This is a genomic window from Lachnospira pectinoschiza (genome assembly GCF_020564355.1).
Lineage (GTDB): Bacteria > Bacillota > Clostridia > Lachnospirales > Lachnospiraceae > Lachnospira > Lachnospira intestinalis.
Genome location: NZ_JAJCRR010000001.1, coordinates 565,853 through 587,807 on the forward strand (window position 1 = coordinate 565,853; position 21,955 = coordinate 587,807).

Consider the following 21,955-nt stretch of genomic DNA (forward strand, 5'->3'; position numbering starts at 1 on the left):
AGGATTACTATGAAAGACTTATATTATGTTGCGCAGGAGATTTCAAAGCAGAAGAATTTAAAAGGAAATCTTTTAAAATATGCAACAGGGATGGCTTCTATGTATACAGGACTTGCATACATGAAGCTGTCCATGAATTATTATACCGTTTATGATATGCGTCAGGAAAATGCGACAGTCAATCCGGTATTTGAAGAACTGCTTGCTACGACAAACGGTGTGATTGACAAGCTGCTTTCCGGACAGGCAGAAGATGTGACAGAAGTTGAAACAGTCAGAAACCGTCTGATTGAAACCATGGAGGTTGTAACACAGTATGTAGACTGCCTGCGGATTTATGAATATGTATTAAACCGCGTGGAACACCGTTTCAGTGGTCAGGTGGCAGATGAAGAATATTACGGGATGTATCTGACCAATGATTTGATGCATTATATTCTTGCAGATAAAGATAATGTTGTCATTAACAGTAAGATTTCAGAAGTTGTGGGACAGCTGCCGATGCGTCTTTCACGGAACAAGTTCTTTGAATATTTAAGAGAAGCATTTACGTTATACCACGGCGCACAGAAAGGCACAATCGATGATTTTGCCTATGCACTGCGCACAACGGCGATGTTACAGGAAGTCAAGGGCTTTGAAACACTTTTTCCTGAAGTGTATGACAGTTACAGAACGCTTGCCAATGCAGATTATGCAGAACTGACAGAGGAAGAATATACCCGTCTTAAAAATGTGCTTACAATTGCTACAGAAAAGATGTTAGACTGCGCGGATTTATTTGTACTGCTTACACAGGTGGTCAATGATTTGTACACCATTATTTTAACAGAAAAGCAGACACTTTCCGATATCGGGGAAGTGACGGTTGCAAAGCAGATTATTACCGGTGTGCGTCAGGCATTTGACGGAAAAACACTGCTTTCAGATGAAGTTCTCGGCAAGTTTGAATATTTTGAAGGAAAGCAGGAAAGAATCCTTATGATTCTTTCTAAGAGTGACTTTGCAGTGGAAACGGCACTGGAAAATATGCCAAAGGAATTAGAAGAAGAAGGATTACAGGACTGCTATGCAGCACTGGCTGATGTGATGAAATTACAGTCCGGCAGTGACTTTGTAAGTCTTATAAAAGACCCGGAAAAGTTAAATGTACCGGATAATTCTTACGCAGACGAAACCTGTGAAAACATTATTGCCCAGTTAAAGGAAAGCTTTACGGATATGCCGCAGATTGTAAGACGTGCCGTGATGTCGGCAGTACTTTCACAGCTGCCTGTATTTTTTAACAATACTGACGAAATCTGCGAATATATTAATCTGTCGCTGGAGCAGTGCAATGATGCGGCAGAAAAGATGGCAGTAATTGAAGTAATGAAAATGATAATGCGTGGGTGATGAGTAAATGAAATGGTATCGGAACCTCTATCTTGGCGAGGGTGCAAAGCAGGCAAAATATAAGATGTTTGGCAGAATCCGCCGCGGGCGTTTTCAACTGGATACGTATCTGATTACACTTTCGGACAACCCGGATAATCTGCTGGATATGTTTTCGGCAAATGTCTTAAAGCAGCCTTATTTTAAGAAACAAAAGGGGATTCATGCCAGAGAAATCTATGTTGTCGGTCTGGCGAAAGGCTATGCCGAGGGGCTTGAGGTTATCACAGCCATTATTGATGATGTTTATCAGCAGACGGGAGCGTTTGATATTCCGGGTTATTTAAAGTTCGGAAGAAACCGCACCCGCTAGACTGTGGGAGGAAAACAACAATGCTTCATGGTTTGCTATTGGTTTTAAAAATAGCAGGGATTATCCTTGCAGTCTTACTGGGAATTGTTCTTGCGGCAGCAGCGGCGGTGCTGTTTGTGCCGGTGCGCTATACGGCAGATGCACAATATGATAAAAACAGCGGCAAAAAGCCGGTGCTTCATGTACGGGTTACATGGCTTTTGCATCTGTTCCGTTTTTTTATGGAATATAACGAAGGCTTTAAAATGCGGGCGCAGGTTCTTTTCTTTCCACTGTATGATTCGGAAAGACCGATAGAGCCGGAAATAAAAGAACAAAAAGAAAAAGCTTCAAAAAAGAAGCAGAAAGCCGGGGAACGCACGGTTTTTGACGAACAGCCACAGAAAAGCGGCGTACAGGCGCAGGAAGTCCGGAAACGGATAGAACAGGAACCACCGCAGGAAACCGGGAGCGAAACTGAGGCAGAGCAGACGGCGGAAGAAAATCCGCGTGCTTTCCGCAAAAAGCCGTCTTTAGCGGAAAAGTTTAAGTGTTTTGTGGAGCGCATAAAACAGGTCTGCCGGCGGATAAAAGCATTTTTTATCAGGATTGCGCAGACAATCTGCGGTATTTTTGATAAGAGTGTTTCGCTAAAGGAGACCGTGCAGGAAAAAACAACCCATTTTTCGGAAATGCTGCAGGATGAAGAAAACCGCGAGCTGGTTCATTTTCTATGGGAGCAGTTGAAACGGCTTTTACAAAAATCCCGTCCGAAAAAATACCGACTCCGTGTCCGGTACGGATTTGAAGACAGTGAAACGACAGGCTGGCTTGCAGTACGGCTTGCGGTCCTTTACGGACTTTTGGGACTGGACATCGAACTGATTCCCGATTTTGAAGAATCCGTTTTTGAGGGCGAAGGCATGATAAAAGGGAAAATCCGGCTGGCGGGGATTTTAATGATTGCAGGGAAAGTTTATTTTAACCGCCTTGTACAGAAAAAACTGTTAAAGAAAAGCAGCCGTTAAGACGGCAGAATGGAGGAGTTATGGCAGAAAATAAGAATAATTTTGATACAACGGTAGCCTCTCTTTTTAAAGGGATGGATTCATTTGTTTCCGCAAAAACGGTTGTGGGAGATGCAGTGACAGTCAATGACACCATTATTCTTCCGCTGGTTGATGTATCGTTTGGTGTGGGTGCAGGTGCATTTGCGGGCGAAAAGAAAAACAATGCGGGCGGCGTAATGACAGGAAAGGTTTCGCCAAGTGCGGTTTTAGTTATTCAGAATGGGACAACAAAGCTTGTCAATATTAAAAATCAGGATACGGTGACAAAGATTTTAGACATGGTGCCGGACGTGATTGACCGTTTTACAAGCGGAAATAAGACAAAAGAGTACGATGAAGAAGTTGAAAATGCAATTCACGATGTAACAGAGGAATAACACGCGGCGGTGCAGCATATACTATTGATAAGACAGAATATAAAGACGGTTCGCTATGACAAGAATGTGTGGATTTATACTGTTCTGGATTGCAGTAGGAATGATGATTGCACTGTTTTTTACTGAAAATATCTGTCTGTGTATTTTCGTGATTATTGTGCTGATGATATTGGGATATAATTTGTTTTGCCATTAAAATGAAAAAAATGTTGAAATAATGCTTGCAAAATAATTTAATATCTGATACAATATTTTCTGTTGTGGGTAAATAATACCCAATACCATTAAGGAGGTGTATTTAAGATGGCAAAATGTGCAATTTGTGAAAAAGCTGCTCACTTTGGTAACGCTGTGAGCCATTCTCATAGAAGATCAAATAAGAAATGGAATGCTAACGTTAAGTCAGTAAAGGTTAAGGTCAACGGTGCATCTCAGAAGATGTATGTATGTACTTCATGCTTACGTTCCGGTAAAGTAGAACGCGCATAAGAACTGCTGTTAATTTTCGAAAATTTATATCAGTGGGAAGGTGGATTGTCTTTTTAGATGATTCACCTTCTTTGTTTTGACATTTGTATCATGAATAGGTATAATATCTATTATTAGATAGGATAGATAGTATCCGTGAATGGAGGTATATAGATGAGAGGTCATATCGAAGGACAATTAGGTACGATTACCATCGAATCAGAAGTTATTGCAAGATATGCCGGTTCTACAGCCGTAGAGTGTTTTGGTATTGTGGGCATGGCAGCTGTCAGCATGAAGGACGGCCTTGTAAAGCTTTTAAAGGGCGACAGCCTTACAAGAGGAATTCACGTAGAGATTGATGAAGACAATATGATTACAATTGATTTTCATGTTATTGTTTCTTATGGTGTCGGCATTTCAACCGTTGCAGAGAATCTGATTGAAAATGTAAAGTACAAGGTACATGAATTTACAGGTCTTGATATTAAGAAGATTAATATATTTGTAGAAGGTGTTCGTGTAATAGATTAATGGAAGATGCCGTATATGGCGGAATGGAGGAAAATTGTGGCTACAAATACAATAGATGCAGCACTTTTGCAAAAGATGTTCCTTGCAGGAGCAAAAAACCTTGAAGCAAAAAAAGAGTGGATTAATGACTTGAATGTATTCCCGGTGCCGGACGGCGATACGGGAACCAATATGACACTGACAATTATGTCTGCGGCAAAAGAAGTCGGTGCGCTTGCAGTACCGGATATGGAAATGCTGGCAAAAGCAATTGCGACCGGTTCATTAAGAGGTGCAAGAGGTAATTCAGGTGTTATTCTTTCACAGCTGTTCAGAGGATTTACAAAGGAAATGTCCGGGCTTGACAGTTTAACCGTAGAAGACATTGCAAGAGCAGCACAGAGAGCAACAGAAACAGCATACAAGGCCGTTATGAAGCCGAAGGAAGGAACAATTCTTACCGTTGCAAAGGGTGTATCTGATAAGGCGGCAGAAGTTGCAGAGGAAACAGAAGACATCGAAGAAGCACTGTTAAAGATTATTGAACATGCAGAGCTTGTCTTGTCAAAGACGCCTGAAATGCTCCCTGTTTTAAAGGAAGCCGGTGTTGTGGATTCCGGCGGACAGGGTCTGGTTGTTGTATTAAGAGGTATGTATGATGCTTTAACAGGTAAAGTCACAGACTTTAAGATTGAAGGCGTATCTAAAGCAAAAATTGCAGCAACAGGAAAGAATACGGGAGCTGCCATTGAAAATGTAGATATTAAATTCGGTTACTGTACGGAATTTATTATTATGCTCGATAAAGAATTTGATGAAAAGACAGAAGAATCCTTTAAGGCATTTTTATCTTCTATCGGTGATTCCATTGTGTGTGTTGCATTAGATGACATTGTAAAGGTTCATGTGCATACCAATCATCCGGGTCAGGCATTTGAAAAGGCATTAGAATACGGACAGCTGACAAAGATGAAGGTTGATAATATGCGTGAGGAACACAACCAGAAGGTTATCCAGCAGTCAGAGATGGAAGCAGCTGCTAAGGAAGAAACAGAAAAGAAGAAAGAAAAAGCACCACATAAGGATTTTGGTTTTGTAACGATTTCTGCAGGCGAAGGACTTTCTGAAATCTTTAAGGAATTGGGTGTTGACGAAGTGATTGAAGGCGGACAGACCATGAATCCGAGTACAGAGGATATTTTAAATGCTGCTGACCGCATTAATGCAGATACTGTTTTTGTTCTTCCGAATAATAAGAACATTATTCTTGCCGCTGAGCAGGCAGCAGAGCTTGTAGAAGGCAAAAAGCTGATTGTAATTCCGACAAAGACAGTTCCGCAGGGTATTACAGCGATGATTAACTTTGAAGCTTCAAGAAATGCACAGGAAAATGCAGACACGATGACAGAAGCACTTTCAACAGTGGCAACAGGACAGCTTACTTATGCAGTCCGTGATACGTCAATTGACGGAAAAGAAATTCACAAAGACGATATTATGGGACTTTCAGACAGCGGACTTGCGGCAGTCGGCAAGAGCATTGACCAGACACTGTTAGAACTTGTTGATGCAATGATGAATGAAGATGCAGAACTTATTACCCTGTATTACGGCAGTGATATTTCAGAAGAAGATGCAGAAAATGCCGCAGCAAAGGTTGAAGAAAAATATCCGGATATTGATGTAGAGCTTCAGATGGGCGGACAGCCGATTTATTATTACATTGTTTCAGTAGAATAAAATGTGAACAAGTCATCTATTAAAGCTTGTTCACATAACAGTATGCGCCGCAGGCAGCGCATACTGCTGTTTATCGCAGGACTGAATAAATTCAGTCCGCGTTCCTCCGGCATTGGAATGCCTGCGGAAAGAAGGATAAGATGAGTAAGATTGATGAAATCAGAGGCGAGATGGTTAAGGCGATGAAGGCGAAGGATAAGGCCAGAAAAGATGTTCTTTCCTTACTGCTTGCGGAATTAAAGAATGTAGAAATTAACAACCGCACACCGCTGACTGATGAAGAAGGAAATCAGGTTATTTTAAAGCAGATTAAGCAGTTAAAAGAAACACTTTCCCTTACTCCGGCAGACCGACAGGACATTATTGACGAGTGTAATTTCTCAATCAGTGTATTAGAGGAATATGCACCGAAGATGATGGATGAATCTGAAATCAAAGCAGTGATTGAAGAAACATTAAAAGAACTTTCTATCGAAACACCGACAGCACAGGATAAAGGTAAAATTATGAAAGTGTTAATGCCAAAGGTCAAAGGCAAGGCAGACGGTAAACTTGTCAATCAGGTTCTTGGCTCAATGATGGCATAAGTTATGAATATACAGCAGCTTAAAGGAATTGGAGAAAAAACTGCTGCGCTACTTAGCAGGCTTTCCGTATACACTGTAAAAGACCTTGTAGGGTTATACCCACGGGCTTACGATGTATATGAAAAGCCTGTTTTTGTACAGGAAGCAGTGGAAGAACATGCATCAGAAATCGTGAGCATTGAAGCCGTTGTGGCAAGAAATGTGGAACAGTATTCCACACCGAGAATGAAAGTATTATCGACAGTTGTGCGGGATGAACAGGGAACATCCCTGAAATGCACATGGTTTAACATGCCATTTCTGCGCAGCAGTTTAAAGCCGGGAGCACATTATGTCTTCCGAGGTCAGCTTGCAAAGAAAAAGGGAAGCTTTGTTTTAGAACAGCCACAGATGTATACAATGGCGGCATATGCACAGTTACAGGGAAGTATGCAGCCCATATATCCGCTGACAAAGGGGCTGTCCAATAAAACGGTCGCCAAAGCAGTAAAACAGGCATTGGAAAAGTACGATACGTGTCTGGAAAAAGAATATATACCGGTAAATATCCGCAGTGCGTATCAGCTTGCGGAACACAATTTTGCCGTACAGCGGATACATTTTCCGCAGTCGCAGGAGGATTATTTACAGTCCAGAAAAAGACTGGCATTTGAAGAATTTTTTCTGTTTGTGCTGGCAGTGCGCAATATGAAAGAAAAAAATACACACAGGCTGAACGAGTACCGTATTTTAAATGATGCGCGTACCGATAAATTCATTTCTGAACTGGAGTTTGAACTGACGGATGCACAGAAAAAGACATGGGAAGAAATCAAAGAAAACATGTCCGGCAGTGCGTTAATGAGCCGGTTGATTCAGGGCGATGTTGGTTCCGGAAAGACGATTATTGCAGTGTTGGCATTGATGAATACCGCGTTTGCAGGGTATCAGGGGGCCATGATGGTGCCGACAGAGGTGCTTGCAAAACAGCAGTACGAGTCGATTTGTTCGATGTTTGAAAAACATCAGATTCCGTTAAAGGTTGTGCTTTTAATGGGTTCGATGACGGCGGCGCAGAAAAGAGCGGTTTATGAGCAGATTCGCACGCATGAGGCGGATATTGTGGTCGGCACGCACGCCGTGATTCAGGAAAAAGCCGTTTATGACAAGCTTGCACTGGTAATTACGGACGAACAGCACCGCTTCGGGGTCAATCAGCGGCGGGCGCTTTCTATGAAAGGGGACAATCCGCACGTACTGGTTATGAGTGCAACCCCGATTCCGAGAACACTGGCAATTATAGTATACGGTGACTTGGATATTTCTATTATTGATACACTACCGGCAGAACGTCTTCCAATAAAAAATTGTGTTGTGGGAACCAATTACCGGGAAAATGCGTATAAGTTTATAGCGGGTCAGGTCAAAGAAGGCAGACAGGCATATGTTATCTGTCCGATGGTGGAGGAAAGCGAAAATGTCGATGCCGAAAATGTCGTAGAATATGCCGAAAAGCTTAAAGCGGCACTGCCTCCGCAAATCCGTGTGGAATATCTGCACGGAAAGATGAAAGCAAATCAAAAAGAAGAAATTATGGCGCGCTTTGCGGCGCGGGAAACAGATGTACTGGTATCGACAACCGTTATCGAAGTCGGTGTCAACGTTCCGAATGCCACGGTAATGATGGTGGAAAATGCAGACCGTTTCGGGCTTGCACAGCTTCACCAGCTGAGGGGCCGTGTGGGGCGCGGAAAATATCAGTCGTATTGTATCTTTGTGTCCGGTTCGGACACAGCCAAGGCAAAGGACCGCTTAGGCATTTTAAATCAGACGAATGACGGATTTAAAATTGCAGAGGAGGATTTAAAACAGCGTGGACCGGGAGATTTTTTCGGCGTGCGCCAGAGCGGGGATTTGCGTTTTAAAATCGGTGATATTTTCTCAGATTCCAAAGTGTTAAAGGAAGCAGCAGATGCGGCAGGCGCTGTACTTGCAAAAGATGAACTGCTTTCGTCGGAAGAAAATGTTTATCTGAAGACAAAAGTGGAAGAATATACAAAGGAATGTCTGGAAAATATTAATTTATGATGTAAGTGTCACAAGTATAAGGAGTGCTATAAAATGCGGACAATGGAATTTACAATGAGCAGACCCGGACTGGTAGAACCGGGACAGGAAGTGGAAATTACCGAAGGGAAACTGCCAAGCAGCTTTTACTACACGATAGAACCGGCGGTTGCAATGTCGGGAAACTACTCGACACCGGAGCGTTTAAAATCCAGAAAAGGCATTGTAAAAGAAGTCGGCGAAACCAGCCGTGGATACTACGTACTGGCGGAATTTGACGAGTAAATGCGGCGCAGTGGAAGATTGTATCAGAAACTGCCGCACGCAGAATGCTGCGAAAAAGAAGGATAAGGATTAGAAGAGAAAATCAGGTGGACAGATGAAGGAAGAATTAATGCGCACAGAACTGCTGTTTGGCAGCGAGGGCATGGAAAAATTAAAAAATGCAAAGGTGGCACTGTTCGGAGTCGGCGGAGTCGGCGGCTACGTGGCAGAAGCACTTGCACGCAGCGGTGTCGGAAACATGGTGCTTACAGATAACGACTGTGTAAGTGTTTCCAATATCAACCGTCAGATTATCGCACTGCACAGTACGGTCGGCAGACCGAAAGTGGAAGTAATGAAGGAACGGCTTTTAGATATCAACCCGGAGATTAATCTGGAACTGCACCAGTCCTTTTATCTGCCGGAAAATCACGATGACTATGATTTTGCATCATATGATTATGTTATCGACTGTATTGATACAGTTGCTGCCAAGATTGATCTGGTGCTTGAAGCGCAGAAAGCAGGGACACCGATTATAGCGAGCATGGGAACCGGCAATAAACATCACCCGGAGCTGCTCGAGGTTTCGGATATTTTTAAGACTTCGGTCTGTCCGCTTGCAAAAGTCATGCGTTATGAATTAAAAAGGCGCGGCGTAAAGAAACTGAAAGTGATTTATTCGAAGGAGCAGCCGGTCAAGGTATCGGCGCCGCTTGAGAATAATGCTAGAAGATGTATTCCCGGCAGTACTGCATTTGTTCCGGCTTCGGCAGGACTGCTGATCGCTTCTGAAGTCGTCAAGGACATTATGATGTAAGAACCGGGCAAAAGTATCTTAATAATCACTGCATAAATAAAACACTTCTTCCATATACATGAAGTAAATATGGAAGGAGTGTTTTTGTTTTTATGGACAGTAATCAGGAATTTTCGTTATACAAGGATATGAAAGCCAGAACAAACGGAGAAATATACATCGGGGTGGTAGGACCGGTCAGAACCGGTAAATCAACTTTTATTAAAAGATTTATGGACTTGTGCGTACTGCCGCAGATGGAAAATGAACATGTACGTGCGCGGGCAAAGGACGAACTGCCGCAGAGCGCCGCGGGAACAACAATTATGACGACCGAGCCGAAGTTTATTCCGAGTGAGGCGGCACTCATTTATCCAATGGAAGATGTGGGCGTCAAGGTGCGTCTGATTGACTGTGTCGGTTTTATGGTGGAAGGCGCGTCCGGTCACGTTGAAAATGAAAAGGAGCGCATGGTAAAAACACCGTGGTCGCAGACGGAAATCCCGTTTACCAAGGCGGCGGAAATCGGTACGAAAAAGGTGATTGCGGAACATTCAACGATAGGTATTGTCGTAACCACAGACGGTTCATTTTCAGAGATTCCAAGACAAAATTACGTTCCGGCGGAGGAACGCACTATTCAGGAATTAAGTGCCATTAAAAAGCCGTTTCTGGTGCTGTTAAACAGTGCAAAGCCGTATTCTAAGGAAACCGGACAGCTTGCGGAAGAACTCACGCAGAAATACGGCGTAACCGTGCTGCCGGTCAACTGCGACCAGTTAAAAAAAGAAGATATCACTGCGATTCTTGAAAATGTACTGCTTGAATTTCCGGTGACGGAGCTGGATTTTTACACGCCGCAGTGGATGGAAATGCTGCCGGAGGACCACTGGCTGAAAGCGGAGCTGATTGCAAAGGCTGCGGAAGTGTTAGAACCAGTCGGAAAAATCCGCGATGTGAAGAAAAATTTTGTGCAGGTAACGGGAGAATCGCTAAGCGGCATTACCGTATCCGATATCCAGATGTCGGATGGCAGGGTGCGGCTGGAAGTGCAGATGAAGCCGCAGGTTTATTATGACATTTTAAGTGAATTGACAGGCACGGCAATCCACAATGAATATGAGCTGATTCACATGATCCGGGAGCTTTCTGCAAAGAAAAAAGAATTTGACAGTGTGGGAAATGCTTTATCAGAAGTGTCTGCAAGCGGCTTCGGGGTTGTAACACCGGTGCGGGAAGAAATTGTGTTAGATGAGCCGGAGGTGATTAAAAACGGCACAAAATACGGTGTAAAAATCAAAGCGCAGGTGCCGTCCGTCAATATGATCAAGACGAACATCAGTGTGGAAATTGCACCGATTGTCGGTACGAAAAACCAGGCAGATGACCTGATTGCATACATAAAAGAAAATGCCGGGGACAATGCGCAGGGAATCTGGGAAACAAATATTTTCGGAAAGACGATTGAACAGATTGTAGATGATGGCATTTATGAAAAAACACACAACATGACACCGGAAAGCATGGAAAAGATTTCTTCTACATTGGAAAAAGTCATGAATGAAAATTCGGGACTGGTCTGCCTGATTGTATAAATCAGGCTGTATGCAAAAATGCTTTATAATGTAAAAAAACTGTGGTATACTAATGAAAGAGTGTTGTATCACGGCATTATCTGATATGCCGTGGTATAACACTTCTGTATTGAAAAAACGAATTCAAGAAATATATGCTGCAATGCGGCGGAATGGAGAACAACATGAAAAAAGTAGAAGATTATGTACGCAGTATTCCGGATTTCCCGGAAAAGGGAATTATTTTCAGAGATATTACAAGCGTGATTCAGGATCCGGAAGGATTAAAGCTTGCAATTGACGGCATACAGAATTTATTAAAAGACGTAGATTTTGATGTGGTAGTCGGACCGGAATCCAGAGGTTTTATCTTTGGTGTGCCAATTGCTTACAATAATCATACGGGCTTTGTACCGGTCAGAAAAAAGGGAAAGCTTCCGTGCGAAACCATTTCAGAAGAATATGCCCTTGAATACGGTACGGCAACAATTGAAATACATAAGGATGCCATTCAGCCGGGTCAGAAGGTTGTTATTGTCGATGATTTAATTGCAACCGGCGGAACGACAGAAGCTGCCATTCATATGATTGAGCGTCTGGGCGGTGAGGTTGTAAAGGTTGTATTTCTTATGGAGCTGGAAGGCTTAAAGGGCAGAGAACGTCTAAAAGATTACGATGTGGATGCAGTGATTAAGTATCCGGGTAAATAAAGAACGGACTGTACGGCAGAAAGGAGAGAGCATATGGCAACACCACATAATCAGGCAGAAAAGGGACAGATTGCAAAGACGGTGCTGATGCCGGGAGATCCGTTGCGTGCAAAGTATATTGCAGAGAATTTTCTCACAGAGGTACAGCAGTTTAACGAAGTGCGCAATATGTATGGCTATACCGGAAAGTATCAAGGCAGGGAAGTTTCTGTCATGGGAAGCGGTATGGGAATGCCGTCCATGGGCATTTACAGCTATGAATTGTATACAAAATACGATGTAGAACGGATTATCCGTATCGGTTCTGCCGGGGCGCTCTCCGATGATATTGCATTGATGGATATTGTTGCGGCAATCGGTACCTGTACGGATTCTAATTATGCTTCCCAGTATGGGCTGCCGGGTACATTTGCACCGACAGCGGATTTTGGTCTGTTAAAGATTACAGACCGCATTGCACAAGAAAAAAATCTTTCCTTAAAGGTTGGAAATATTGTGTCTTCGGACATTTTTTATAATGAAGACAACAGTGTCAATGACCGTTGGAAGAAGATGAACGTACTGGCAGTGGACATGGAGGCAGCGGCACTGTATATGAATGCGGCAAGATGCGGTAAAAAAGCACTCTGCCTGCTGACAATCAGTGACCATTTGTACCGTCATGAAAGCCTGACGGCAATGCAGCGGCAGAATTCATTTCAGGAGATGATGACACTGGCGCTGGATACGGCAGCAGCATGTGAAGCATAAAACGAAAAGCGGAGGAAAGAAAGACAGAGTATGACATTTTTAAACAGTGCGCCGTTCTGGCTGATTGTATGTTTTCTCGTGATTGCGGTTTATGTTTCCGCGGACGGTAAAAGAAAACACCGGGCAAAGGTTTTAAAGCAGCTTAAAAGCAGCTTTGGGAAACCGTCTGGGCGCAGATACGGGGAAGATGAATATGAGCGCCTGACACATTATTACAGAGAGTGTGCAGAGCAGTCCGGGGAAGGCATTGACGATATTACATGGAATGACCTGAATATGGACGACATTTTTAAGCAGATGAATATTGCCAATTCTTCGGCAGGACAAGAGTATCTGTACAGGCTTTTGCGGACACCGGCGGAAAGTCCGGACAGGCTTCGTGAAATTGACAGTCTGGCAGAGTATTTTGCAGCACATGAGAAAGAGCGGATTGCATTACAGCAGGAATTTGTAAAGCTTGGCTTTGTGAAATATTTATCACTTAGCGACTATATCGGCCTGATGGTTGGCATGGAACCCGGTGGCAACAGTGTGCATATTGCGGCGCTCATTGCGTTGGCGGCAGCTTTTGTGGTCTGCTTTGCGGTAAATCCGGTTATCGGAATCGGACTGATTGTGGCGGCGGTTACATTTTCGATTCTGACATATTATAAAATGAAGGCAAAGGTTGAACATTACTTTGTCTGCATTGCGCAGATTGTACGCATGACAGCGGCGGCACAGGCGATTGCACAGCAAAAAAACGCAGGGCTGGAAGAATATAACAAAAAGCTGGAGGAACTCTGCAAAAAATTCCAGTCGGTCACAAAAAATGCGTGGCTGCTGGAATCCGGTAATGTCAACGGCTCGCTGTCTGAAATGGCAATGGAGTATATGCGTATGCTTACCCATGTGGATTTAATGAAATTTAACAGCATGGTACGCCATATCGGAAACTGTCAGGCAGAGGTCTATGAACTGTTTGATACGTTAGGACTGCTGGAAGCCTGCATTTCGGTGGCATCATACAGACAGATGCTTCCGTACTGGTCGAAGCCGCAGCTTTTAACCGGCAGCAGAAGAAAGCTTGTGATTGAGGAAGGGTATCACCCATTAATTGAAAAGCCGGTTGCCAATTCCATGCATACAGAAAAAAATGTACTGCTGACAGGCTCCAACGCTTCCGGTAAATCCACATTTTTACGGACGATAGCCGTCAATGCGGTGCTGTCACAGACCATTTTTACGAGTGTGTCAAAAAATTATCAGGCACCGTATTTCAGAATCTATTCTTCAATGTCTTTAAAGGACGATTTAGGCGGCAAAAACAGCTACTATATTGTGGAGATTAAAGCACTTAAAAGGATTCTTACCGCCGCAGAGCAGACGGGCTGCCCGGTGCTTTGCTTTGTCGATGAGGTGCTGCGCGGAACCAATACGGTAGAGCGTATCGCGGCATCTTCTGAGATTTTAAAATATTTAAAGGATAAGAATGTATTGTGTTTTGCGGCAACGCATGATATTGAACTGACCGCGATTTTAAGCGGCTGTTATGATAATTATCATTTTCAGGAAGAAGTCACGGACAGCGATGTTTCCTTTAATTTTAAGCTGTTTAAAGGACCGGCGACGACAAGAAACGCGATTAAGCTGCTTAAAATGATAGGTTATGATGCATCTATTATCAAAGGTGCAGAGTGTCAGGCAGGTTATTTTATAGAAAATGGTGTCTGGAAAATTTAAGTACCGTTATTTGTTTGCATCAAATGGGTTGAGAATACAATAAAAATATGATAAAATATAATATCAGTTTGGATAGGGAGGTACAGGTATGACAGGATTAGCAGGTGAAGTTATTTACGAAGCAGTGAAGTTTATTATTATGCTGTTATTGCTGGCAGGCGGTGTAGTTATCGGAGGAAAGCTCCGTACACGTTCAGACGCAAAAAAAGAGGCAAAAAACAAGGAAATCTAGGAGGATAAAGAAGTGCAGTACAGAGGTGTTAACGAGTTAAGAAGAATGTTTCTTGACTTTTTCGAGAGCAAGGGTCATTTAAAGATGAAAAGCTTTTCACTTGTTCCACACAATGACAACAGTTTATTGATTATTAATTCCGGTATGGCGCCGTTAAAGCCATATTTCACAGGACAGGAGATTCCACCGAGAAGAAGGGTGACAACCTGTCAGAAGTGTATCAGAACCGGAGATATCGAAAACGTAGGAAAGACAGCAAGACATGGTACATTCTTTGAAATGCTCGGTAACTTTTCTTTTGGTGATTATTTTAAGAGAGAGGCAATTCACTGGTCATGGGAATTTTTAACAGAAGTTGTAGGACTGGATAAGGATAGACTGTATCCGTCTATTTATTTAGATGACGATGAAGCCTTTGATATCTGGAATAAAGAAATCGGTATTGCACCGGAACGTATTTTCCGTTTTGGCAAGGAAGACAATTTCTGGGAACACGGCGCAGGACCTTGCGGACCATGTTCGGAAATTTATTATGACCGCGGAGAAAAGTACGGTTGCGGCAAGCCGGGCTGTACGGTAGGCTGTGACTGCGACCGTTACATGGAAGTATGGAATAACGTATTTTCACAGTTTAACAATGACGGCAAGGGCAATTATTCAGAACTGGAACAGAAAAATATCGATACCGGTATGGGTCTTGAAAGACTTGCGGTTGTTGTTCAGGATGTTGATTCTATTTTCGATGTGGACACTTTACAGGCACTGCGCAACAAGGTCTGTGAAATGGCCGGTGTGAAGTATCACGAAGATGAAAAGCAGGACGTATCAATCCGTGTTATCACAGACCATATCCGTTCAGTTACATTTATGGTAAGCGACGGAATTATGCCGTCTAACGAAGGCAGAGGTTATGTGCTTAGAAGACTGTTAAGACGTGCCGCAAGACACGGAAGACTGCTTGGCATTGAAGGCAAGTTCTTATCAAAGCTTTGTGAAACGGTTATTGAAGGTTCTAAGGACGGATATCCTGAATTGGATGAAAAGAGAGATTTCATTATTAAAGTTATCGCAGAAGAAGAAGATAAGTTTAATAAGACCATTGACCAGGGCTTAAGCATTCTTGCTGATATGGAACAGGAACTTGAAAAGAGCGGTAAAAAGGTACTCGGCGGCGCAGATGCATTTAAGCTGTATGACACATACGGTTTCCCAATGGATTTAACAAAGGAAATCCTTGAAGAAAAGAATATTACAATTGATGAAGAAGGCTTTACGGTAGCGATGAATGAACAGCGGGAAAAGGCACGTAAGGCAAGAAAGACCACAAATTACATGGGTGCGGATGCAACCGTTTATGATGAAATCGACCCGGCAGTTACAAGTAAGTTTACAGGTTATGATAAGCTGGTGAATGAATCGGAGATTACCGTACTGACAACGGAATCAGAGATTACAGAAGCACTTTCAGAAGGCGATAAAGGAACCGTTATCGTAGATGAATCCGTGTTTTATGCAACCATGGGTGGTCAGGAAGGTGACTGCGGTGTGATTACAGGACCGGAAGGTGAATTTACCGTAGAAACAACCATTAAGTTAAAGGGCGGCAAGATTGGACATGTCGGTGTGATGACAAAGGGCATGTTAAAGAAAGGCGATAAAGTAACACTTTCTGTAAATGCCGCAAAGAGAGCCGATTCATGCAAGAATCACAGTGCAACACATCTGCTTCAGGGAGCATTAAAGGAGGTACTCGGAAGCCACGTACAGCAGTCCGGTTCTTATGTAGACCCTGACAGATTAAGATTTGACTTTGCACATTTCCAGAGCATGACAGCCGAGGAACTTGAAAAGGTTGAAAAGATTGTCAATGAAAAGATTGCAGAAGCCATTCCTGTTGTGACACAGGTCATGACGATTGATGAAGCCAAAAAGACAGGCGCAACCGCACTGTTTGGTGAAAAGTACGGCGAAACGGTACGTGTTGTCTGCATGGGCGAATTTTCAAAAGAGTTCTGCGGTGGTACACATGTAGCCAATACATCAAACATCGGACTGTTTAAGATTATTTCAGAATCCGGTGTTGCTGCAGGTACAAGAAGAATCGAAGCACTCACAGGCAACGGTGTATTAAAGTATTACGCACAGCTTGAAGAAACCTTAAAAGAAGCCGCAAAAGCAGCTAAGGCAGAACCGGTACAGCTTGTTAAGAAGATTCATTCCATGAATGATGAAATCAAGACATTAATGAGCGAGAACGAAAAGTTAAAGGCAGAGCTTGCAAACAACGCTTTAGGGGATGTAACAAAAGACATTACCGAAGTAAAGGGCGTGAAGTTCCTTGCAACAAAGGTTGACAATGTTGATATGAATGAACTCAGAAATCTTGGTGATAAATTAAAGTCACAGATTGGTTCAGGCGTTGTACTGATTGTCAGTGCACAGGGCGCAGATAAGGTCAATATGATTGCCATGGCAACCGATGATGTAATCGGAAAGGGCGCTCATGCCGGTAATCTGATTAAAGCGGTTGCTTCCTGCGTAGGCGGTGGCGGCGGCGGCCGTCCGAATATGGCACAGGCAGGTGGTAAGAATCCGGCGGGCATTGACGAACTGCTTGCAAAGGCGCCGCAGGTTCTGGAACAGCAGTTATAAAAATATCTGCAAAAATTTACCGTAAAAGGTTGACGAATAGAAAATCTATGGTATAATATTTTTTGTGCAATTAATTAATACCCTATTTATGTATTGTTGTGCACAATTTGCAACAGAAGGGTGGTTAGGAAAAGATATGTCAAATGTCATCGTTAAAGAAAACGAGTCTTTAGATAGCGCATTACGCAGATTCAAGAGAAACTGTGCAAAGGCTGGCATTCAGCAGGAAATTCGTAAAAGAGAACATTACGAAAAGCCAAGCGTTAGACGTAAGAAGAAGTCTGAAGCTGCTAGAAAACGTAAGTTCAACTAATTAGAGTTTAATTAATTTATCAGCCGGTGTGGGAGCAATCCTGCACCGGCTTTTTCGTGGTGCGCCTAGTGATGCACATTTCGTTTAAATAAAAGGCATAAAGTTTTGGTTGTAACATACAATATATAAATGGATTGAAAGGTGTCTTTAGCGGACGTATGCGCAGAAAAGAAACTATTGTGGAGGCATTGGACGTAACCAAAGATGCGGCACTCGGTATGCCGGTGGTTACGGCAGTCGGCAATTGTGAAGTTTATGTGGAAAATTTCAAATCCATTGCAGAATATGACTGTAATACCGTAAAACTTTTAACAAAAAAAGGATTTTTATCCATTAAAGGGGAACGGCTGGAAATTCTTTATTATGATGAAGAAGAAATCGCCGTCAGGGGCAGGATTATCAGCATTGAAGTATAAAAGAGGGGCATGCCGGTGATATGTGGAAACAGCAAAAAATAATGTCTGCATACATAACAGTGACAGTAATGACAGATTCCATAGAGCGGTTTTTAAATATGTGCCGTCATAAAAATATCGGTTTTTGGAAAATTTCGGAAACGGAGCAGGGATTTACCGCGAATATTACGAGAGAGGATTTTTTTCAGCTAAAGGACATCTGCCGGAAGACAAAGACAACGGTGCGGATTAGCAAACGGCACGGAATCCGTTTTTTACTGTTCCGGTACCGTAGGCATTCTTCTTTTTTTATCGGCATTGCCGCGGCATGTATTATTTTATACAGCTGCAGCCTGTATGTCTGGAATATTTCATTTACGGGTAATTACAGATATACCCACAGCAGTCTTTGCAAATATCTTGCGGGACAGGGTGTTTATTCAGGGATGCAGATACGGTCAGTGGATTGTGACAGTATTGAAACGGCACTTAGAAATGATTATCCCGATATTACGTGGGTATCGGCTGAAATCAGCGGCACACGGCTGATCGTCCATATTAAGGAAAATGACGGAATCAAAGAAGATATACAGACAGACAGCACACCAAGAGATATCGTGGCAACCTGTTCCGGTGTGGTGACATCGATGATTACACGGGCAGGAACACCCAAGGTCAAACCGGGAGATGAAGTTGAAAAAGGGCAGATTCTGGTGTCAGGTATTGTTAATGTATACAATGATGCCAAAGAAGTTGTGAATCAGCGGCCGGTAAGTGCCGATGCGGATATTTTTGTACGTGTGGACATTCCTTATGAGGAACATCTGCCGTATCTGTATGAATATAAGGAATACACCGGCAGAAAAAAGACAAGGTGGCTGTTTGGCATTGCAGACAGGGAGATTGAAGCAGGTGTTTCATGGTCTTCGCTGAAGCAGGCGGACATTGTGACGGACAGCAGAGTATTAAAGCTTACGGACAGTTTTTATCTGCCGCTTCGTACCGGCAGAAAGCAGTACCTGGAATATGATATAAAAGAAAGCCGCTATACGCAGGAGGAAGCCGAAGATGTACTAAATCAGAAATTGAAAATATATTTACTTGATTTGATTGAAAATAAAGTGCAAATCCTGCATAATGGTGTTACAATAAATGACAGCGGGACAGACTATGTAATGGCAGGCACGATTACGGCGGATATGCCGGCAGTCGGTTATGCGGTGGTTACAATGCCTGAAATTGAAGGAAATGAGGAAACGAAAGCAGTACAATGAGTGTGAAAGAATCGTTGATTGAATTACCGGCACAGTACAGCAGTGCCGTATTTGGACAGTTAGATGAATATGCTAAAAAGATTGAAAGAACATTAAAAGTAACAATTATTGCACGGGATTCCGATGTAAAGGTAATCGGTGCAGAAGGTGCCGTAAAAAAGGCGGCAGGTGTGTTAAACAATCTGATAGAACTGGCTAGAAGGGGCAATCAGATTACAGAGCAGAATGTGGATTATGCACTGTCTTTGGCTTTTGAAGAAAAAGAAGATGCCATTTTGGAAATTGATACGGACATTATCTGCCGGACGATTACAGGTAAGCCGATTAAGCCGAAAACCCTCGGACAAAAGACATATGTTGATGAAATCCGTGATAAAATGATTGTATTCGGCTTAGGACCTGCGGGAACGGGAAAGACCTATCTTGCAATGGCGATGGCAATTACAGCATTTAAAAATAATGAAGTCGGACGGATTATTCTGACCCGTCCGGCAATTGAAGCAGGAGAAAAGCTGGGCTTTCTTCCGGGCGATTTACAGAGCAAGGTAGACCCGTATCTGCGGCCGTTATACGATGCGCTGTATCAGATTATGGGTGCGGAGAGTTTTACCGCTAATATGGAAAAAGGACTGATTGAAGTTGCGCCGCTTGCTTATATGAGAGGACGTACCTTGGACAATGCCTATATCATTCTTGATGAAGCACAGAATACAACACCGGCGCAGATGAAAATGTTCCTGACACGTATCGGATTTGGTTCAAAGGTCGTGATTACCGGCGATTTAACACAGAAGGATTTGCCAAAGGATACAACATCGGGACTTGATGTGGCAATGAAGGTTTTGTCAAAAGTTGATGAAATCGGCATGGTCAAGCTGACCAGCCAGGACGTTGTTCGTCATCCGCTTGTACAAAAGATTGTCAAAGCGTATGAGGAGTATGAAAGCCGTATGGCAAAAAAACAGACCCGCAGCAAGCAGGCACGCACACGGAATGGAGAGAAAAATGACAATAAACATTGAATATGAAACCGAAAAAAAACTGGATTTAGACTATGAAACTATTATCAGACAGGTTGTTGAAAAGGCGATGGATTATGAAAAGTGTCCATATGAAGCGGAAGTGAATGTAACACTCACGGACAATGCTGCAATTCATGAAATCAACCGCGAATACCGCGAAATCGACCGCGCAACGGATGTGTTATCATTTCCGATGATTGAATATGAAACGCCGGCGGATTTTGATGCGCTGGAAGATGTTATGGATCAGTTTCCGGAGGATTATTTTAACCCGGATACGGGAGAACTGATGCTGGGTGACATTGTCATTTCAGTAGAAAAAGTTGAAGAACAGGCAGAAAAATACGGTCATTCCAAGGAACGCGAACTGGCATTCTTAACAGCACACAGCATGATGCATCTGTTCGGCTATGACCATATGGAAGAAGACGAAGCAAAGGTTATGGAAGCCAAACAGCGTGAAGTGCTGGAACTTTTAGGTATTACAAGATAATTTACAGTAATTTACGGAAACTGTCCGGTTATGGACGGAAGCAGGCAGTTTAAAATGATATTAAAAGCCGTCCGGGAAATGAGGATTTATGAAAAAGAAAAAAAGTATTATTATTGTGGTTGTCTGTGTGCTTGCAGCAGCAGGAATTGCGGCGGGTATTTATGGGATGACACGTAAAAAAGGCAGTCCGGAAGCGGTAAATGACAGTACGGCTCAGACTGTTCAGGAACAGACCACACAGGAAGTGAAAAATCCACATGCGGGACAGGCGCAGAGTGTGATCAGCGGAAAGTGGGAAAGCAGCGAACTGGCACAGCAGAAGGCTGTGGCAGTGATGTACAGTAATATCAAGCAGGCGATGCCGCAGTCGAATATCAGCAAAGCAGATATTGTGTTTGAGTCACTTGTGGAAGGCGGCATTACAAGATTGTGCTGTTTTTTTGAAAATCAGACGGAGCTGGAAAAGATCGGACCTGTCAGAAGCTGCCGTACCTATTATCTGTTATTTGCAAAAGAATTTGAAGCCAACTATGTACATTTCGGCTATTCGGAATATGCGGCGGATTATCTGGCACAGCCGTCCTTTTACGCATTAGACGGCATGGCATACTGTTCTTTTTACAGAACCGCTGACCGTGTAGCACCGCACAATGCTTATACTTCATGGAATGGTATTATGGACAGTGTGGCAAAGAAAGGGTATGATACAGTTTATCCGCAGAATTTTGTAAAACCGTTTAGTTTTAATGAAGAGGATGACAAACAGATACAGATTGCAGGCGGTGAAACGTGTAATACCTTTTATCCGGGGTATCCGTACAATAAGCCGTGGTTTGAATATGATGAAAGCACCGGGGAATATTTAAGGTTCCAGTTTGATGATGCACAGATTGATGCGGAAACCGGAGAGCAGCTTTCTTATAAAAACATTCTTGTCAAATATGTTGAACCGGACTATTATGAAAACGGAACACCGAATTATAAGGTGGACGGAACAGGCGCGGGACTGTTTATTACCAACGGAAAAGCCGTGCAGGTGACGTGGAAAAAGGATTCCGAAACCAGCGGCCCGACAAAATATTATTATGAAGACGGAACAGAAATTGTGTTAAATCAGGGAAAGACCTATATCTGTCAGGTTGAAACGACACAGAATATTACGGTTGAGTAAGGCTGGATAACTGAATACAATGCGGTTTGTGAGCTTGAAAAAAGACAGGAGAGAAAA

Annotated in this window: 23 protein-coding genes; all 23 read left to right on the top strand. The window is 43.0% G+C overall.

The window, feature by feature from the left end:
• Positions 1-9: 9 nt before the first annotated feature.
• The 23 genes from LI288_RS02675 (at position 10) to LI288_RS02785 (ending at position 21,898) form a co-directional block, all read left to right on the top strand.
• Positions 10-1,395, top strand: coding sequence for a hypothetical protein (locus LI288_RS02675; protein WP_022432250.1), 1,386 nt, complete (start codon positions 10-12; stop codon positions 1,393-1,395).
• A 7-nt stretch (positions 1,396-1,402) separates the two neighbouring features.
• Positions 1,403-1,747 (top strand): hypothetical protein, encoded by a 345-nt coding sequence (locus LI288_RS02680; protein ID WP_022432249.1) that lies wholly within the window; start codon positions 1,403-1,405, stop codon positions 1,745-1,747.
• Positions 1,748-1,767: 20 nt separating this feature from the next.
• On the top strand, positions 1,768-2,754 hold the full coding sequence (locus tag LI288_RS02685; protein WP_227089350.1) for a hypothetical protein: 987 nt from the start codon (positions 1,768-1,770) through the stop codon (positions 2,752-2,754).
• A 20-nt stretch (positions 2,755-2,774) separates the two neighbouring features.
• On the top strand, positions 2,775-3,173 hold the full coding sequence (locus tag LI288_RS02690) for a GerW family sporulation protein (protein WP_227089351.1): 399 nt from the start codon (positions 2,775-2,777) through the stop codon (positions 3,171-3,173).
• Positions 3,174-3,476: 303 nt separating this feature from the next.
• Positions 3,477-3,662, top strand: coding sequence for a 50S ribosomal protein L28 (gene rpmB / locus LI288_RS02695; RefSeq protein ID WP_022432246.1), 186 nt, complete (start codon positions 3,477-3,479; stop codon positions 3,660-3,662).
• A 153-nt stretch (positions 3,663-3,815) separates the two neighbouring features.
• Positions 3,816-4,175 (top strand): Asp23/Gls24 family envelope stress response protein, encoded by a 360-nt coding sequence (locus tag LI288_RS02700; protein ID WP_022432245.1) that lies wholly within the window; start codon positions 3,816-3,818, stop codon positions 4,173-4,175.
• A gap of 36 nt (positions 4,176-4,211) precedes the next feature.
• Positions 4,212-5,894 carry a DAK2 domain-containing protein gene (locus tag LI288_RS02705; protein ID WP_227089352.1) on the top strand — a complete coding sequence of 561 codons (1,683 nt, stop codon included), beginning with the start codon at positions 4,212-4,214 and terminating at the stop codon, positions 5,892-5,894.
• A 140-nt stretch (positions 5,895-6,034) separates the two neighbouring features.
• Positions 6,035-6,481 carry a GatB/YqeY domain-containing protein gene (locus LI288_RS02710; protein ID WP_022432243.1) on the top strand — a complete coding sequence of 149 codons (447 nt, stop codon included), beginning with the start codon at positions 6,035-6,037 and terminating at the stop codon, positions 6,479-6,481.
• 3 nt (positions 6,482-6,484) lie between these two features.
• The gene (gene recG / locus LI288_RS02715; protein ID WP_227089353.1) at positions 6,485-8,548 is read left to right on the top strand and encodes an ATP-dependent DNA helicase RecG; all 2,064 of its coding nucleotides are present in this window, start codon (positions 6,485-6,487) and stop codon (positions 8,546-8,548) included.
• Between the two features lie 33 nt (positions 8,549-8,581).
• Positions 8,582-8,812: a hypothetical protein gene (locus tag LI288_RS02720; RefSeq protein ID WP_022432241.1), complete on the top strand. Its 231-nt coding sequence runs from the start codon at positions 8,582-8,584 to the stop codon at positions 8,810-8,812.
• 94 nt (positions 8,813-8,906) lie between these two features.
• Complete coding sequence (locus LI288_RS02725; RefSeq protein WP_227089354.1) at positions 8,907-9,611, top strand: tRNA threonylcarbamoyladenosine dehydratase; 705 nt, start codon at positions 8,907-8,909, stop codon at positions 9,609-9,611.
• Positions 9,612-9,703: 92 nt separating this feature from the next.
• Positions 9,704-11,185 carry a stage IV sporulation protein A gene (spoIVA, locus tag LI288_RS02730; protein ID WP_022432239.1) on the top strand — a complete coding sequence of 494 codons (1,482 nt, stop codon included), beginning with the start codon at positions 9,704-9,706 and terminating at the stop codon, positions 11,183-11,185.
• 164 nt (positions 11,186-11,349) lie between these two features.
• The gene (locus tag LI288_RS02735) at positions 11,350-11,874 is read left to right on the top strand and encodes an adenine phosphoribosyltransferase (RefSeq protein ID WP_022432238.1); all 525 of its coding nucleotides are present in this window, start codon (positions 11,350-11,352) and stop codon (positions 11,872-11,874) included.
• A 33-nt stretch (positions 11,875-11,907) separates the two neighbouring features.
• On the top strand, positions 11,908-12,624 hold the full coding sequence (deoD, locus tag LI288_RS02740; protein WP_022432237.1) for a purine-nucleoside phosphorylase: 717 nt from the start codon (positions 11,908-11,910) through the stop codon (positions 12,622-12,624).
• Between the two features lie 30 nt (positions 12,625-12,654).
• Positions 12,655-14,346: a MutS-related protein gene (locus LI288_RS02745; RefSeq protein WP_227089355.1), complete on the top strand. Its 1,692-nt coding sequence runs from the start codon at positions 12,655-12,657 to the stop codon at positions 14,344-14,346.
• An 88-nt stretch (positions 14,347-14,434) separates the two neighbouring features.
• Complete coding sequence (locus LI288_RS02750; RefSeq protein WP_022432235.1) at positions 14,435-14,578, top strand: hypothetical protein; 144 nt, start codon at positions 14,435-14,437, stop codon at positions 14,576-14,578.
• A 45-nt stretch (positions 14,579-14,623) separates the two neighbouring features.
• On the top strand, positions 14,624-17,230 hold the full coding sequence (gene alaS / locus LI288_RS02755; RefSeq protein WP_227089434.1) for an alanine--tRNA ligase: 2,607 nt from the start codon (positions 14,624-14,626) through the stop codon (positions 17,228-17,230).
• A gap of 136 nt (positions 17,231-17,366) precedes the next feature.
• Positions 17,367-17,543, top strand: coding sequence for a 30S ribosomal protein S21 (gene rpsU, locus LI288_RS02760; RefSeq protein WP_005539624.1), 177 nt, complete (start codon positions 17,367-17,369; stop codon positions 17,541-17,543).
• A 158-nt stretch (positions 17,544-17,701) separates the two neighbouring features.
• Positions 17,702-17,959, top strand: a complete 258-nt coding sequence (locus LI288_RS02765; protein WP_022432233.1) for a YabP/YqfC family sporulation protein — start codon at positions 17,702-17,704, stop codon at positions 17,957-17,959.
• 41 nt (positions 17,960-18,000) lie between these two features.
• Entirely contained in the window at positions 18,001-19,212 is a 1,212-nt protein-coding gene (locus tag LI288_RS02770) for a sporulation protein YqfD (protein WP_227089356.1), read from the top strand.
• Positions 19,209-20,234 (top strand): PhoH family protein, encoded by a 1,026-nt coding sequence (locus LI288_RS02775; RefSeq protein WP_022432231.1) that lies wholly within the window; start codon positions 19,209-19,211, stop codon positions 20,232-20,234. The genes LI288_RS02770 and LI288_RS02775 overlap by 4 nt, the downstream gene beginning before the upstream one ends.
• Positions 20,218-20,727: an rRNA maturation RNase YbeY gene (gene ybeY / locus LI288_RS02780; RefSeq protein WP_022432230.1), complete on the top strand. Its 510-nt coding sequence runs from the start codon at positions 20,218-20,220 to the stop codon at positions 20,725-20,727. Before LI288_RS02775 ends, ybeY begins: the two co-directional genes overlap by 17 nt.
• An 88-nt stretch (positions 20,728-20,815) precedes the next feature.
• A complete protein-coding gene (locus LI288_RS02785) occupies positions 20,816-21,898 on the top strand; it encodes a DUF3048 domain-containing protein (protein ID WP_227089357.1) in 1,083 nt (360 codons plus the stop codon).
• The last annotated feature ends 57 nt before the right edge of the window (positions 21,899-21,955 follow it).

Coding starts and splice junctions, on each gene's coding strand:
- LI288_RS02675 (WP_022432250.1), top strand. CDS start 10: ATGAAAGACTTATATTATGTTGCGCAGGAGATTTCAAAGCAGAAGAAT.
- LI288_RS02680 (WP_022432249.1), top strand. CDS start 1,403: ATGAAATGGTATCGGAACCTCTATCTTGGCGAGGGTGCAAAGCAGGCA.
- LI288_RS02685 (WP_227089350.1), top strand. CDS start 1,768: ATGCTTCATGGTTTGCTATTGGTTTTAAAAATAGCAGGGATTATCCTT.
- LI288_RS02690 (WP_227089351.1), top strand. CDS start 2,775: ATGGCAGAAAATAAGAATAATTTTGATACAACGGTAGCCTCTCTTTTT.
- rpmB (WP_022432246.1), top strand. CDS start 3,477: ATGGCAAAATGTGCAATTTGTGAAAAAGCTGCTCACTTTGGTAACGCT.
- LI288_RS02700 (WP_022432245.1), top strand. CDS start 3,816: ATGAGAGGTCATATCGAAGGACAATTAGGTACGATTACCATCGAATCA.
- LI288_RS02710 (WP_022432243.1), top strand. CDS start 6,035: ATGAGTAAGATTGATGAAATCAGAGGCGAGATGGTTAAGGCGATGAAG.
- recG (WP_227089353.1), top strand. CDS start 6,485: ATGAATATACAGCAGCTTAAAGGAATTGGAGAAAAAACTGCTGCGCTA.
- LI288_RS02720 (WP_022432241.1), top strand. CDS start 8,582: ATGCGGACAATGGAATTTACAATGAGCAGACCCGGACTGGTAGAACCG.
- LI288_RS02725 (WP_227089354.1), top strand. CDS start 8,907: ATGAAGGAAGAATTAATGCGCACAGAACTGCTGTTTGGCAGCGAGGGC.
- spoIVA (WP_022432239.1), top strand. CDS start 9,704: ATGGACAGTAATCAGGAATTTTCGTTATACAAGGATATGAAAGCCAGA.
- LI288_RS02735 (WP_022432238.1), top strand. CDS start 11,350: ATGAAAAAAGTAGAAGATTATGTACGCAGTATTCCGGATTTCCCGGAA.
- deoD (WP_022432237.1), top strand. CDS start 11,908: ATGGCAACACCACATAATCAGGCAGAAAAGGGACAGATTGCAAAGACG.
- LI288_RS02745 (WP_227089355.1), top strand. CDS start 12,655: ATGACATTTTTAAACAGTGCGCCGTTCTGGCTGATTGTATGTTTTCTC.
- LI288_RS02750 (WP_022432235.1), top strand. CDS start 14,435: ATGACAGGATTAGCAGGTGAAGTTATTTACGAAGCAGTGAAGTTTATT.
- alaS (WP_227089434.1), top strand. CDS start 14,624: ATGTTTCTTGACTTTTTCGAGAGCAAGGGTCATTTAAAGATGAAAAGC.
- rpsU (WP_005539624.1), top strand. CDS start 17,367: ATGTCAAATGTCATCGTTAAAGAAAACGAGTCTTTAGATAGCGCATTA.
- LI288_RS02765 (WP_022432233.1), top strand. CDS start 17,702: ATGCGCAGAAAAGAAACTATTGTGGAGGCATTGGACGTAACCAAAGAT.
- LI288_RS02770 (WP_227089356.1), top strand. CDS start 18,001: ATGTCTGCATACATAACAGTGACAGTAATGACAGATTCCATAGAGCGG.
- LI288_RS02775 (WP_022432231.1), top strand. CDS start 19,209: ATGAGTGTGAAAGAATCGTTGATTGAATTACCGGCACAGTACAGCAGT.
- ybeY (WP_022432230.1), top strand. CDS start 20,218: ATGACAATAAACATTGAATATGAAACCGAAAAAAAACTGGATTTAGAC.
- LI288_RS02785 (WP_227089357.1), top strand. CDS start 20,816: ATGAAAAAGAAAAAAAGTATTATTATTGTGGTTGTCTGTGTGCTTGCA.